The organism is Nitrincola sp. A-D6, from assembly GCF_000764495.1.
GTDB lineage: Bacteria > Pseudomonadota > Gammaproteobacteria > Pseudomonadales > Balneatricaceae > Nitrincola.
The window spans coordinates 26,816-41,050 of sequence record NZ_JRLB01000013.1; the positions used below are offsets into that span (position 1 = coordinate 26,816).

15 protein-coding genes and 3 pseudogenes are annotated in these 14,235 nt (G+C 48.6%); 6 read left to right on the forward strand and 12 right to left on the reverse strand.

The window, feature by feature from the left end; translation table 11 throughout:
• Positions 1-2: 2 nt before the first annotated feature.
• From LH51_RS03315 to LH51_RS22090, 3 genes and pseudogenes are all read right to left on the reverse strand, one after another.
• Positions 3-269, reverse strand: coding sequence for a DUF6489 family protein (locus LH51_RS03315; protein WP_036519705.1), 267 nt, complete (start codon positions 267-269; stop codon positions 3-5).
• A gap of 64 nt (positions 270-333) precedes the next feature.
• Positions 334-819, reverse strand: coding sequence for an MFS transporter (locus LH51_RS22085; RefSeq protein ID WP_235263485.1), 486 nt, complete (start codon positions 817-819; stop codon positions 334-336).
• Between the two features lie 34 nt (positions 820-853).
• Positions 854-1,498: pseudogene (locus LH51_RS22090) on the reverse strand (MFS transporter); the annotation flags it as partial.
• Positions 1,499-1,767: 269 nt separating this feature from the next.
• Between LH51_RS22090 and LH51_RS03325 the strand changes: the two are divergent.
• The 4 genes from LH51_RS03325 to LH51_RS03340 all read left to right on the forward strand — a co-directional run bounded on the left by LH51_RS03325 (position 1,768) and on the right by LH51_RS03340 (position 5,225).
• Positions 1,768-2,793: a TRAP transporter substrate-binding protein gene (locus LH51_RS03325; RefSeq protein ID WP_036519707.1), complete on the forward strand. Its 1,026-nt coding sequence runs from the start codon at positions 1,768-1,770 to the stop codon at positions 2,791-2,793.
• A gap of 93 nt (positions 2,794-2,886) precedes the next feature.
• The gene (locus tag LH51_RS03330; RefSeq protein ID WP_036519708.1) at positions 2,887-3,462 is read left to right on the forward strand and encodes a TRAP transporter small permease; all 576 of its coding nucleotides are present in this window, start codon (positions 2,887-2,889) and stop codon (positions 3,460-3,462) included.
• A 24-nt stretch (positions 3,463-3,486) separates the two neighbouring features.
• Positions 3,487-4,770, forward strand: a complete 1,284-nt coding sequence (locus LH51_RS03335) for a TRAP transporter large permease (protein ID WP_036519714.1) — start codon at positions 3,487-3,489, stop codon at positions 4,768-4,770.
• A 14-nt stretch (positions 4,771-4,784) separates the two neighbouring features.
• The gene (locus tag LH51_RS03340) at positions 4,785-5,225 is read left to right on the forward strand and encodes a universal stress protein (protein ID WP_036519715.1); all 441 of its coding nucleotides are present in this window, start codon (positions 4,785-4,787) and stop codon (positions 5,223-5,225) included.
• Between the two features lie 28 nt (positions 5,226-5,253).
• Here LH51_RS03340 and LH51_RS03345 read toward each other — a convergent pair whose 3' ends face one another.
• The 9 genes and pseudogenes from LH51_RS03345 to aroC all read right to left on the reverse strand — a co-directional run bounded on the left by LH51_RS03345 (position 5,254) and on the right by aroC (position 13,165).
• Positions 5,254-6,402 (reverse strand): sulfate/molybdate ABC transporter ATP-binding protein, encoded by a 1,149-nt coding sequence (locus tag LH51_RS03345; protein WP_036519716.1) that lies wholly within the window; start codon positions 6,400-6,402, stop codon positions 5,254-5,256.
• Entirely contained in the window at positions 6,399-7,256 is an 858-nt protein-coding gene (gene cysW, locus LH51_RS03350; protein WP_036519717.1) for a sulfate ABC transporter permease subunit CysW, read from the reverse strand. The genes LH51_RS03345 and cysW overlap by 4 nt, the downstream gene beginning before the upstream one ends.
• Position 7,257: 1 nt before the next feature.
• A pseudogene (gene cysT, locus LH51_RS03355) lies at positions 7,258-8,114 on the reverse strand (sulfate/thiosulfate ABC transporter permease CysT).
• Between the two features lie 22 nt (positions 8,115-8,136).
• The gene (gene cysP, locus LH51_RS03360; protein WP_036519718.1) at positions 8,137-9,147 is read right to left on the reverse strand and encodes a thiosulfate ABC transporter substrate-binding protein CysP; all 1,011 of its coding nucleotides are present in this window, start codon (positions 9,145-9,147) and stop codon (positions 8,137-8,139) included.
• Positions 9,148-9,292: 145 nt separating this feature from the next.
• Entirely contained in the window at positions 9,293-9,850 is a 558-nt protein-coding gene (locus LH51_RS18755) for a hypothetical protein (protein ID WP_160173669.1), read from the reverse strand.
• Positions 9,851-9,918: 68 nt separating this feature from the next.
• A pseudogene (locus LH51_RS22095) lies at positions 9,919-10,511 on the reverse strand (YitT family protein).
• 203 nt (positions 10,512-10,714) lie between these two features.
• A complete protein-coding gene (gene speE, locus LH51_RS03375) occupies positions 10,715-11,581 on the reverse strand; it encodes a polyamine aminopropyltransferase (protein WP_036519719.1) in 867 nt (288 codons plus the stop codon).
• A complete protein-coding gene (gene speD, locus LH51_RS03380) occupies positions 11,578-12,069 on the reverse strand; it encodes an adenosylmethionine decarboxylase (RefSeq protein WP_081960638.1) in 492 nt (163 codons plus the stop codon). The genes speE and speD overlap by 4 nt, the downstream gene beginning before the upstream one ends.
• A 4-nt stretch (positions 12,070-12,073) precedes the next feature.
• The gene (gene aroC / locus LH51_RS03385; protein WP_036519720.1) at positions 12,074-13,165 is read right to left on the reverse strand and encodes a chorismate synthase; all 1,092 of its coding nucleotides are present in this window, start codon (positions 13,163-13,165) and stop codon (positions 12,074-12,076) included.
• A 243-nt stretch (positions 13,166-13,408) separates the two neighbouring features.
• On the opposite strand from aroC, the gene LH51_RS03390 reads away from it, so the two are divergent.
• Entirely contained in the window at positions 13,409-13,732 is a 324-nt protein-coding gene (locus LH51_RS03390) for a DUF4258 domain-containing protein (protein WP_160173670.1), read from the forward strand.
• A 42-nt stretch (positions 13,733-13,774) separates the two neighbouring features.
• Positions 13,775-14,206 carry a helix-turn-helix domain-containing protein gene (locus LH51_RS03395; RefSeq protein ID WP_036519722.1) on the forward strand — a complete coding sequence of 144 codons (432 nt, stop codon included), beginning with the start codon at positions 13,775-13,777 and terminating at the stop codon, positions 14,204-14,206.
• The last annotated feature ends 29 nt before the right edge of the window (positions 14,207-14,235 follow it).

Below are 14,235 nucleotides of genomic sequence, written 5' to 3' on the forward strand. Positions count from 1 at the left end.
ATCTATTTTTCCTCAGATCCATCTTTATTATTAGAACGCGTATATTGATTCATCAAACTGAACATCAGTTTTTGAAACCCCTCTACTGTTCCCATACCAGACGTCATAAACGGTTTAAACAGGGTGACGGGATCATAGCCCTCCACGCCCTGCTGCATACGTTCACGAATAGTGCCAATCATCTCCTCATGAAGCGAGGACACATCCGGCAGCCCGAGACTTTCACGGAGTTCGTCCGGTGTCATTTCAATATCAATACTGAACTTCATAGCTGCCCTCTATGGATGTTTGGTACATTTTGTCTGCCCCCTAGGATATAACAACTGCCCAATGCTAATCCAGCCGCTTGATCTGTTCGGGAAATATCCACCACAGCGCCAGCAACATAGCCAGCATACTGATCAATGCAGCAGCCAGAAAGGTGCCTTGCCCACCCCATACGTCCCAAAACAGACCCGAGAGCATCGCCCCGGCCGCACCACCGGCACCAAAACCAGCGCTGGCAAACAACGCCTGCCCCCGTCCGTGTGTTGCATGACTAAAATAATGATAGACCAGCGCGATGCCAACTGCATGCAAACTACCAAAACTAGCCGCATGCAAAAGCTGCGCAAGCAGCAATAATGCTGGTCGATCTGGATAGATAGCAATCAGCAGCCAGCGTATCGAGCAGAGTAATAAGCTTAACAACATAATGCGGCGTAGGGTAAAACGCCGAAACAGCAGTGGCATCAGCATAAATAATAAGACCTCTGCCACCACACCCACAGCCCATAGCTGACCAATTCTGCCTCGACTGTATCCCAAGTCCTGCAACATAACACTGTAGAAAGTGTAATAAGGACCATGACTGAACTGAACCAAAAAAAAAGATCAACAAAAACACCATCACCTGAGGTGTTTTCACAATACTCCATAAACTGCGCTCATCTTCCAGCGGCTTAGACTGCACAACCGGCGCCTTGATAAGCAGCGTATTGAGCCAGATCAATATCATTAATAACAACGCGACCAGCGGCAACCAGCGAATATTGATCAGATCCAGAAGAGCCCCCGTGCCGATAACGGCCAGAATGAAGCCGACGGAGCCCCATAAGCGGATCTGACTATAACGATCACGGGACTCACCAAGATGCTGCAATGTCAGCACTTCAAATTGCGGCAACACAGCATTCCAAAAAAAGCTGAACAACAACATGACAATGCCAATACCCAGAGCTGACGTTTGCCAAAAAATAGCGATAAAAATCATCCAAGTTAAAAAAGCACCGTAGCGCACCACGCGGATACGATAACCGGTTTTGTCTGCAACCCAGCCCCAGATATTCGGTGCGATAACCCGAGACAGATGTAGCATAGCCATCAGTAGACCAATTGCCTGAGACGTCATACCGAAGGATTGTAGATAAAGGCTCCAGTAAGGCACCAGCGTACCCAGTAAAGCAAAGTAAAACAGGTAAAAACCGGATAGCCTGAAATAGGGTAGTGGCTGGCTCATGTAAACAGTCCGAAGCGGCACGATTTCGTCAACTTGAGAATCAGTGACATAAAATAAACACTAAAAAATATTTTTTACAAATAAAACAATAGATTAACACGTAATTAATGAAATTTATTCCCTGCAATCCAGAATCTTTAACCCCAGTTAACTTGCAGTTTCGGCGCTGATTTGCCACGCTGAAACAGTATCAACCTAAGATGAGGATAATACAGTACTTCTGAGCGTGATCGGATATCACACACAAAAAAGCTAAAGAGGAATAAATGATGACCTTGAAAAACATACTGAGTACCGCTGTAGCGGGTGTATTAATGACCGGCATGGTAGGTTTCAGTACGGCAGCTGAAGCCGCCAACTGGCGCTATGCTCATGAAGAGTTCGAAGGTGATGTACAGGATGTCTTTGCATACAAATTCAAGGAATATATAGAAGAGAATTCCGATAATACGGTTCAGGTTTTCCGCTTCGGCGAACTGGGTGAGTCGGATGACATCATGGAACAAACTCAGATGGGTGTACTGCAGTTTGTCAATCAGTCTCCTGGGTTCACAGGCTCCTTGATCCCTGAAGCACAAATCTTCTTCATTCCTTACCTGTTGCCTGTTAATGATGACGATATCGTCGACTTTTTCCGTACCAGCACAGCAATCAATGAAATGTTCCCTGAACTCTATGCAGAACAGGGCCTGGAATTGTTGAAAATGTACCCGGAAGGTGAAATGGTAGTCACTGCCGATACACCGGTTAGGACGCCTGAGGACTTCCGCGGCAAAAACATCCGTACCATGACCAACCCGCTGCTTTCCGAGACCTACCGTGCCTTCGGTGCAACGCCGACACCCCTGCCCTGGGGCGAGGTCTATGGTGGTCTGCAAACCAACATCATCCAGGGTCAGGAAAACCCGATCTTCTGGATTGAGTCCGGTGGTCTGTATGAGGTGTCTCCTAACCTGATCTTTACCGGTCATGGCCAGTTCACCACCGCACTAATGGCCAACCAGAGCTTTTTCAATGGATTGTCTTCTGAAGAACAGCAACTGGTTCGTGATGCGTCTGAGCATGCCTTTGATTACATCACTGAATACGTCCCAGGCCTGAGTGAAGAGATGCTGGAGAAAATTCTGGAAGCCAGCTCTGATGTTACGGTAACCCGTCTGACTGATGAAGAGCGTCAGGCCTTTATGGATACAGCACCTCGCGTTGAAGCGCGCTTCATCGAAATGACCGGTGACAGCGGACAGGAACTGCTAGAGCAGTTTAAAGCGGATCTTGAGCCTTACAAAGCTCAATAATCCAACTTCATGTGAATTGGTGCAGAGGGAGCACTCATCCTCTGCACCTTTTATCTCAGGTAGCCGACCTGATCACAGCAAGAGGATACCCACATGCAGGATGATCTTCCTGATAACCACACCTCCGGCCTACCCGGCTTTCTGGGTGTTATCGATTCAGGCATCAGTCGAATAGAAGCGGTTATTCTGGCGGTTGGTGTACTGTTAATGGCACTGAACACCGTTGCCAATGTTGTTGGACGCTTTGTGCTTGGCGAAAGCCTGTTTTTTTCCGAAGAAGTTAACCGCATTTTGATTGTAATGATCACCTTTGCCGGTATTGGCTATGCTGCCAGACATGGTCGACATATTCGCATGTCCGCACTCTATGATGCCCTGCCTACCTCGGCCCGGCGCATTTTGATGATCATTATCTCCTTTGTGACATCTGCCACCATGTTTTTTCTGTGTTACTACTCGGTTACCTACATTGAAAGTATTTACAGCACTGGGCGGGTATTACCTACGATGGGCGTCCCCCTCTACCTGATGTATTTATGGGTACCGATTGGCTTTACCATCACCGGGATCCAATATTTCCTGACCGGTATCAAGAATATTTTTTCTCGTGATGTCTACCTGTCCACGCACGTCGTCGATGGCTATGAAGAGACTGAAACCGAAGTATAAACAGCATGACAGAAGGATAAGGTTATGATTACTTATATGCTGGCAACAATGATCATTCTGTTGCTGTTGGGCTTTCCAATGATGATCCCGCTGATTATGGCGGCCCTGGTCGGTTTTTACATGTCGTTTGATGGCTTTGGCCAGATGAATATCATGATTCAACAGATGATGGGTGGCATACGCCCTACCGCGCTAATTGCTGTTCCCATGTTTATTCTTGCTGCAGATGTTATGACCCGAGGGCAGTCTGCTAATCGACTGATTAACATGGTGATGGCATTTATCGGGCACATCAAAGGCGGTCTTGCTGTAAGTACAGCTGCCTCCTGCACCTTATTCGGGGCGGTTTCCGGTTCAACACAAGCAACTGTGGTTGCGGTGGGCTCCCCTTTACGTCCAAAGCTGCTAAAGGCCGGATACAAGGATTCATTTACCCTTGCGCTGATCATCAACTCCAGTGATATTGCCTTTCTGATTCCACCCAGTATCGGCATGATAATCTACGGGGTCATTTCCGGAACATCTATCGGGGAGTTATTTATCGCCGGTGTAGGGCCCGGTCTATTAATTCTTGCCATGTTCTCAGCGTACTGTATTGCTTACGCTTATATACATAAGGTGCCAACTGAGCCCAAATCTACCTGGAAAGAACGCCTGGTATCCATCCAGGAAGCCTTGTGGCCCTTGGGTTTTCCGGTCATCATCGTCGGGGGTATCTATGGCGGTATTTTCAGTCCAACTGAAGCCGCTGCCGCCTGTGTACTTTATGCCGTGATTCTGGAATTTATTGTATTCAGATCATTAAAAGCCATGGACATCTACAAGATTGCCAAATCCACTGGCCTGATTACTGCTGTGGTGTTCATTCTGGTGGCTGTAGGAAACGGTTTTTCCTGGATTATCTCTTTTGCACAGATTCCGCAGACGATTCTCGGAGGTCTGGGTATTAACGAAGCCGGTCCGATAGGTGTGCTCTTCGCTATCGCTATTGCCTTCTTTATTGCCTGCATGTTCGTTGATCCGATCGTGGTAATCCTGGTGCTGACACCCATTTTTGCACCCGCCATCGCATCAACAGGTCTGGACCCGGTACTGGTAGGTGTACTGATCACCCTGATGGTGGCCATCGGCTCAGCCACACCGCCGTTTGGCTGTGATATTTTTACCGCCATCGCGATTTTTAAACGCCCCTATTGGGAAGTTATCCGTGGTACTCCACCCTTTATATTTATGCTGGTATTGGCAGCGATACTGATTATTTACTTCCCGCAGATTGCTCTCTTCCTGCGTGATCTTGCCTTTAGATAACCAAGGAGGCTATTGTGTTTGATAAAATACTGGTGGCAGTGGATGGCTCGGAAGGTGCATTAAATGCGCTGGATATAGCTGTCGATATACAGAAAATCACCGATGCCGAGATCTATCTGTTGTGTGTGTACAAACACCACAGTCTGTTTGAGGCATCCCTGTCAATGGTTCGACCAGAACAACTGCAGATCCCGGATAAGGCGCTCAAGGAGTTTGCTACCGACGTAGCGAATCATGCCAAGCAGCACGCCAAGGATAAAGGTGCTACCAAAGTACGGGCGTTTGTCAAAGGCGGTCGCCCCTCTAAAACCATTGTTAAATTCGCTAAAGAAAAAGGCGTTGACCTGATTGTAGTCGGAACGCGAGGCACCAATGGGGATATAGAGGGCTATCTAATGGGTAGTGTGTCTGAGCGTGTCGCCAGTCGGGCCAAGTGCCCAACACTGGTAGTATAAAGCCACTCAGGCACGCCTGAGGTTTACCTCAGGCGGTTTTAACCAGACGCTTCGCTGGCATTTCAACCAATGAAGCTTTTTTTTTATGCCAGTGAAGCAGACTGGGCTCCGTGCTGGCCGGGGTAAACAGGTGTCCAACATCCGGCACAGCAAAACACAGATCACCACGCATGGGCTGCCAACTGTTGTACTGTGCATGACTGATACCCACTTCCCAGGGTTCGGGACTACTCCAGCCATCCGCTTCTAACTCTACCCGCACTTCTGCACCTATCAGGCTGACCGCACTTACCTTGAGGGGTAAATTGGCATATGGAGATGGCTCAGTCTGCAGGTGAACTTCATGAGGGCGCAGGTAAAGCTGCGCTTCAGGTAAATCTGCTGGAACTTCCTCTAGATCAATCCACGCCTTACCTTGCTGCATCCGCCCTGATTTAATACGGCCTTCCAGTATATTGATATGTCCCAAAAAGCCCATCACAAAGCGACTATCCGGTTGTGCATAAAGTCGCTGTGGCGTATCTACTTGCTCGATACGTCCAGCACTCATCACCACCACCTTATCAGATACTTCTAACGCTTCCTCCTGATCGTGGGTAACAAACACACTGGTAAAATGCAGTTCATCATGCAGACTGCGTAGCCAGCGGCGCAGGTCTTTGCGTACTTTTGCATCCAGCGCGCCAAACGGCTCATCTAACAACAGCACCTGAGGCTGCATCGCCAGCGCTCTGGCCAAGGCGACACGCTGTTTCTGCCCACCTGACAATTGAGCCGGATAGCGTGATGCAAGATGGCCCAACTGCACCATTTCCAGCAGATTTTCCACACGTTTTTTGATTTCAGTCGCAGCGGGACGACGCGCTTTAGGCATTACTTCCAGACCAAAGGCAATATTTTGCGCCACCGTCATATGCCGAAACAGCGCATAGTGTTGAAACACAAAGCCGACGCGGCGATCACGCACATGCACTCGGGTAACATCATCACCATGAAAGTAAATATTACCGGTATCTGCCGTTTCCAGCCCGGCAATAATCCGTAGCAAGGTGGTTTTACCTGAACCGGACGGTCCTAGAAGACCAATCAATTCACCATCGGGAATCTCTAGCGACAAGGTCTCCAGTGCCTGAAACTTACCGAAACGCTTGCTGACATTTTCAACCCGGATACTCATGCTTCAACCTCACTCAGCAATGCGATTTGACGTGCCTGACGCCATTCAACAAAAGACTTTATAAACAGAGTTAACAGAGCAATACCGGCCAATAAAGAGGCACTGGTAAATGCGCCGACAGCGTTATAATCCTGATACAGCAATTCTACATGCAGAGGGAGCGTGTTGGTTTCCCCACGAATATTGCCGGATACGACTGATACAGCACCAAATTCACCGACAGCTCGTGCATTGGTCAATACCACCCCGTAAATCAATGCCCACTGGATATTCGGCAAGGTCACCCGGCGAAACAACTGCCAACCCGATGCACCCAGCGTTACACCCGCCTCTTCTTCATCACGGCCCTGCTGCTGCATTAGCGGAATCAATTCCCGTGCAACAAAAGGACAGGTCACAAATACCGTGACCATCAGAATCCCCGGCCAGGAGAACATCAGTTGTATGTCCTTATCCATCAGCCAGCCACCCAGCCAACCGTTAGAACCGTACAACAGCAGATACAGCAAGCCTGCCACCACCGGCGACACCGCAAAGGGAATATCGATCAGCGTAATCAGCAGTTTGCGCCCTGGGAAATCAAACCGTGTGACCAACCAGGCCAGGAACACCCCGAATACCAGGTTAATCGGTACGGTCAGTACGGCCACAAACAGGGTTAAGCCAATCGCTCTCAGGGTGTAATAATCAGTCAGGTTAGCGACATAGGTTTCTAAACCACCAGAAAATGCCTGAGCAAAAATAGCCACCAGCGGTATCACCAACAACAATCCCACCAGACTCAATGCCAGCAAGATCAACGACCATTTTACCCAAGGGTGATCACCCACTCGCAGATGTGATGCTGTGCGCATATTACCGCCCGTGTATACGGCGCAGATAATGCGCCTGCCAGATATTAATCAAAAAAAGTAGAATCAATGATGCCAATAACACCACCGAAGCAATCGCACTAGCCGCTGCATAATCAAACTCCTGCAAGCGAATAAAGATCATTAGACTGGTGATTTCACTCACATAAGGCATATTACCGGCAATAAAAATGACGGCACCAAACTCCCCCAGACTACGGGTGAACGACAGTGCAATCCCGGTCATTAAGGCTGGCCAAAGTGTTGGAAAAACCACTCTACGGAATACCGTCAAATCAGATCCACCAATGGTAATCCCGGCTTCTTCATCTTCTGGAGCCAGATCTTCCAGAACAGGTTGAACCGTACGTACCACAAACGGCAGACTGGTAAACGACATGGCGACAATAATTCCCAGCGGCGTATAAGCACCTTGATACCGGCTTCAGCCAGAATTGAGCCATACCAACCGTTTTCAGCAAACAACGCCGAAAGGGTGATACCAGCAACAGCCGTAGGCAGTGCAAAGGGAAGATCCATTAACGCATCAACGATGCGCTTACCCGGAAATTCATAACGCACCAGTACCCAGGCAAGCAGCAAGCCAACAATGCCATTAAATAATGATGCAATACCAGCAGCCCAAACTGTTACCTTGTAAGACGCCACCACCCGTGGATCACTGATCACCGCCCAGTACTCTTGCCAGGTCATGCCAGCCGTTTGTACCAGCAATCCAGTAATCGGTAACAGCAATACCAAACTGATAAACAGCAGTGAAATACCCATGCTCAGCGCGAACCCCGGTAATACACGCTTACCGGGGGTCAGAGAAATGGCGGGTGCAATGGCTGTAGACATTGTCCGTTAATCCTTAATCAACTCAGCGACGTTGCAACTGATCCAGTTTGCCACCACTGGCAAAATGCTCTGTCATGGCATTTTCCCAATTACCCGCGATCTGTTCGATTGTCAGAAGTTCCAGGTCGGGAAAACGGTCAGAAAACTCAGCCTGGATCACTTCGTTATGTACCCGATAGTTAAAACCTGCTAACAAACGCTGAGATGCTTCTGAATAAAGCTCTTCAAGATAAGCACGCGCCAATTCCGTATTACCATTACGTTCAGCATGCTGTTCAACCACGGCTACCGGAAATTCAGCCAAAAAACTGACTTTAGGTACAACCACTTCAAATTCCTGCTCAGGATATTGCGCGACGATGTTGTTCACTTCCGACTCAAAGGTCAGCAGCGCATCACCCAGGCCACGCTCAACAAAGGTGGTGGTTGCACCACGGCCACCAGTATCAAACACGGCTACGCGGCTAAGAAAGGTTTTGACGAATTCGTCAATTTTGGACTGATCATCACCAAAGGTTTGCTGCGCATAACCATAGGCAGCCAAGTAGGTATAGCGGCCATTACCAGAGGTTTTAGGATTAGGAAATATGGTGCTGACATCTTCACGCGCCAGATCGTCCCAGTTGCTGATGCCCTTAGGATTACCTTTACGCACTAAATACGCCATGGTGGAGTAGTAGGGGGAGCTGGCATTGGGTAACTGACTGCGCCAATCAGCTGGTAACAGATCGCCGCGTTCATGCAGAATATCGACATCAGTCACCTGATTGTAGGTGACAACGTCGGCACGCAATCCCTGAATAATCGCCTGGGCCTGACGTGAAGAGCCACCATGCGACTGGCGAATCTCAATGCTGTTTCCGGTTTTTTCCTGCCAGTACTGAGCAAAGTGCTCGTTGTAACTGGCAAACAACTCCCGTGCAATATCATACGACGAGTTCAGCAGTGAATCATCAGTTGCTTGAGCCTGACCTGCAGCCAGGCCAAGGGCCAAGGCTGCAGCAAGAGTCTTTACGTTTTTTACCAGCTTCATATCATCTCCACCTATTCTACAAATGCATCAAAAGCATTTATCTATGGGAGACGAGATTATATTAAGACAATGGTTATAACAAGAATTTTATCTATAATATTTAGCTATATGGAATTACGCCTTGTATCTATCCGCCCATACAAGCTTAACGAGGCTGTAAAATAGCGCTGGTGATATCTATCACGTCCAGTATTGTGCCCTGACCTTGCACTACCCGCACAATCTTATCACCTAATAACAGCAACTCGGTTTCTTCCTGTTGATGCGGCAGGTGACGACCGTAATGATTGGGTAATCGAACCCCCTGCTGGTAAAGATCCACTGGCATCACTTCGCCTCTGGCGAGTTTTTTCTGCCAACCCGGTGGCAAACTACCACCACGATCCAGCTTCCGCTGCAACCCGGGTGGTAAAGCACGCTGGTTATAAGCCTGATGCGTCTCAGGTGCCGACAGGCCGAAATACTCTTCCAGTACACGACTTATCAACCCTTCCGTCTCCGTGGACGTTAAGGATGGGAGTAGGTTTTCTGTATCACTATCACGATGTTGCGGGCCCATTGAAGAGGACTCTCGTGCTGACTGCTCCCTCGCCTCACCTGACCGACCACGCTGCTCCTGCGCTGCCGGTGTGAAAGCCGGAGGTGAAGCCCATACAGGCAGAGCAACACCTGCGAAAAGCAGTACCAGTAGTTTGTTCATCATAAACCTCCAAAGTAGATTATCACTTGAGTATAGTGAAGACGACTGAAGGTTAGCTGAATAGATGAGCCTCAACTGTGGGCTTTGACTCGCGCCCACACAGGAGGACGATGGTAACGCCCAACAACTGAACACAGGGTCAAAAAAGCCAGCAACGAATAGATCAAACTGGTCATATCCACCACCATGACAGCCAGCAGCAACACCAGTGCATCACCGGCCAGCGTGGTTTTACTGGCATGGATACCCAGGCGCCGCTCCAGATAAAGGGCAAGAATATTCAGACCACCTAGCGACGCATTATGACGAAACAGCAGAATCAGGCCAAAGCCGACCAGCATCCCGCCGAGTAACGCCGAAAACAACGGATCTATGTCGATATGAATAAATAAGCGCATCAGCTCGGAAAGTCCCGCGAGCATGGAGATACTGCAAAAGGTTCTAAGGTAAAATCCTTCCCTAATGTGTGCCAGGCAAGTAGATAAAAAGGCAGATTGAGCAGGAAAAATAACTGACCAAAGGAAAGTGGTGTCAGTTGGGTGAAAAGCATGCCGATCCCGGCCGTACCACTGATAAGCAGATTGGCAGCATTTAGCAGATGTACGCCCAGTGCAACGAGCAAACAGCCCTCAAACAGGGAGAGCCAGCGGTGTGTGGTACTCATGATACAACCTCTATAGTGTACTGACTTGTGGTCAATAACGGTTCAGGTACCCGGCTTCTTGTGAAAGCCCTGGGTACAGATTCTCAGGGTAGTAAGAATCAAGCAGGAATCATACCAGAGTCGATATAATTAAAAAGTCTTTATTTTCAAACGATTAAAAATTTAATCTTTTCAGAAAATGCACCAAATACGGGCTAAACGCCCTAAAAACTCGCAGCATCCGGGGTCAACAAGGCCTGCATGTAAGCTGGTAAAGCGAAAGCCGCTCTATGCAGTGCTGGCGTATAGTAGTGGCAAGTCAGACCACTGCGCTGGAAGCGCTCAGCCAATACAGCTTCATCCACCCAGCGTTTAGCTGTATCGTCACAGCCCCAGGCCAATGCCATGTTACCGCCAACATAGGTGGGCACGGACACCGTATAAAAGCTCTGATCGACAAAATAAGGCCCCAGACGCTGACGGGTCGTGACCAGCTCATCCGGCTGCATAAACACCACCCCGTTCTGGGCCACAAAAATACCACCGGGCTTCAACAGGCGCTTGCAGCCGGCATAAAACTCACTGGAAAACAGCACTTCACCTGGACCCAACGGATCAGTACAGTCGGAAATAATCACATCGAAAGGTGCCGGAGTGGCAGAATTGACATAAGTGACACCGTCGGCAATGACTATTTCGGCACGTGGATCATCAAAAGCCCCCGCTGAATGTCCTGGCAAGTATTCCCGGCATAGATCAATCACCGCCTGATCTATCTCAACCTGAACCACCTGCTCAACCTGCGAATGCTTGAGTACTTCACGCAATATACCGCCATCACCGCCACCGATAATCAATACCCGTGCCGCCTGCCCATGTGCGAACACAGGCACATGCACCATCATTTCATGATAGATGAACTCATCACGCTCGGTGGTCTGCACGATACCATCGAGTGCCATCACCCGACCAAAAAAACGATTTTGAAAAATAATCAGGTGTTGATGCTCAGTTTGCTGTTCAAACAAACACGCATCGATACTTAAAGTCTGGCCATAGCCATCACTTAGGGTTTCAGTAAAGGCTTTCATGGGGCAGCGGCGGTATCCAGGGGCATACGGCCACGAATGAACTCTTTGACATCCACGTCATTTGGGGTAAAGAAGCGCTGCAACACTGGTAAGGTTTTAGCCGGCTCGGCATCTCCGCACATAAACACATCAAAGGCGGCAAACTGCCGCTCAGGCCAGGTGTGCACACTGATATGTGACTCAGCCAGTACGGCTACACCAGAAATTCCACCATTGGGCGTAAAGTGATGCAGATGAATATGCAGCAACGTTGCCCCTGCAGCCTCCACAGCTTCTCTCAGAGCCTCTTCCATATGATCCAGACTATCGAGTTGCTGCGCACCAAACAGGTCAATGATCAGATGGTTACCGGCAAACTCATAATCATCACGACGAAGAAAAAAGTCTTTACGATCACGGCTTGTTACAGCCGAGCCCACAGGCCAGCTGCGCTGCTGTGACAGGGTATTAAAATACTTTTGTGTATCATCGATGTCTTTAATGCTCATAGGCCTACTTTAGTGTCAACAGACTCGTTCTAACATCGGCATTCTGGCCCCGATGCCTTAACAAGTGATCCAGCAAGGTTATGGCCATCATGGCCTCAGCAATCGGTGTTGCCCGAATACCGACACAGGGATCATGCCGCCCTTTGGTGATTACCTCTACGGCCTCACCGCGGTTATTGATGCTACGCCCCGGCAAACGCATGCTGGATGTTGGCTTCAATGCGATATGGGCAAGGATATCCTGCCCGGTTGATATACCTCCAAGGATACCACCTGCGTGGTTAGAGAGAAAACCTTCCGGAGTCATTTCATCTCGGTGCTCAGTACCCTTTTGATTAACAACGGAAAATCCATCACCTATTTCAACACCTTTCACCGCATTAATGCTCATCAGTGCATGCGCCAGCTCGGCATCCAGGCGGTCAAACACCGGCTCGCCAAGCCCGACAGGCACACCAGACGCCACAACCGAAATTTTGGCACCCACAGAATTACCCTCCTTGCGCAGGGCATCCATATACTCAGCCATGGCTTCAGCCGCAACAGCATCCGGTGAAAAGAAGGGGTTACGCCCCACTTCATCCCAATTGAAGCGCGCCGGATCGATGCACACCGGCCCCAGCTGTGACAGATAGCCTCTGACTGTCACACCCAGTTCGGCCAGTACCTTCTTGGCAATGGCGCCAGCCGCAACCCGCATAGCGGTTTCCCGGGCCGAAGAGCGACCACCGCCACGGTAGTCACGAAAACCATACTTATGATCATAGACATAGTCAGCATGCGCTGGACGATAAGTGTCCTGGATATCGGAATAATCTTTAGAACGCTGATCGGTATTTTCAATCAATAAACCGATAGGCGTACCCGTAGTTCGCCCTTCAAACACACCGGACAGTATCCGCACCTGGTCCGCTTCACGGCGTTGCGTGGTATGGCGCGAAGTTCCTGGCTTACGGCGATCCAGATCCAACTGCAGATCAGCTTCTGTCAGTGGGATCCCCGGAGGACAACCATCCACGATGGCGGCCAGTGCAGGCCCGTGACTTTCACCACAGCTGGTCAGAGTAAAAAGCTTTCCGATGGTATTACCGGACATGTTGTCTATCCTGTTGTCATAAATCGAGTTAAACGCTTTGCATTGACATGCGAGCAGCAGACAATCTTAATTGATTAGGGGGACTGCTAACAGCGTTGTGGCAAAAAAATGCTGTTAGTAACGAGCAATGCAAGAAGAGTCTATTGCTATAATTAAACTCTACCTATAATGTATATAGGTATATTATTTATAGGTAGAGTTCATAGGCAGCAACATCCACAAATATATAACAAGGAGGTTTTTTTGAGTGCCAAGATACTAACGCTGCCTCTCAAGAAGGACCAGGCCCAAGATATTTTGCGACAAGTGGCAGAAGATAGCAGTCGCATCATATTTACTAACCATGCTGAAGATCGGATGTATGAAAGAGGGATCACCCGAACTGATATTATCAGAGTGCTTAGAACTGGATCAATCAAGGAAGGCCCAAGCCAAGCAGCAAAAGGAAATTGGGAAATGAAGGTGGAAGGGCAATCAGCTGGCACTTGGGTTAGCATTGCTATTGCAATTGATTACAAAGAGTTGAGAGAAGACAGTTGCTATACCGTTATCATAACAACTTTCTAAGAAACTAATTAAAAATATATTTATCCAAATTGGAGATGAGGCATGTATCACTACAGAAGTTGTGGCCTGCCCAATGTGTATTTGAAAAATGGATACACCGAACACACAACTGATTATGGGCCAGGCGTGTCAATAGAGGACATTGAGGGTCTGCATAAAGCAATTGCTTTAGCAATCACTGAATCCCCCACCAAGATGACTGGTGCTGAATTTCGATTTTTACGTAAGGAACTGAATCTCTCACAGAAGCGTCTTGGAGATGCTATGGGAGTAGAGGATCAGACCGTTGCCGGCTGGGAGAAGAAGCAACCAACATCAATGGCAGGTAGGTTGATTCGTATTCTGGCAAAAGGCCACTATGAAAATGACAAAATTAACGAGTTGCTGGAAAAATTAGCAGATCTTGACTCAAAAGAGAGTCATGAAAACTTGTGTTTTGAAGAGTCTTCAGATGGTTGGCATTATGCCGCTTAGTAACTACTGATGAGTTCAATCTTTCAATA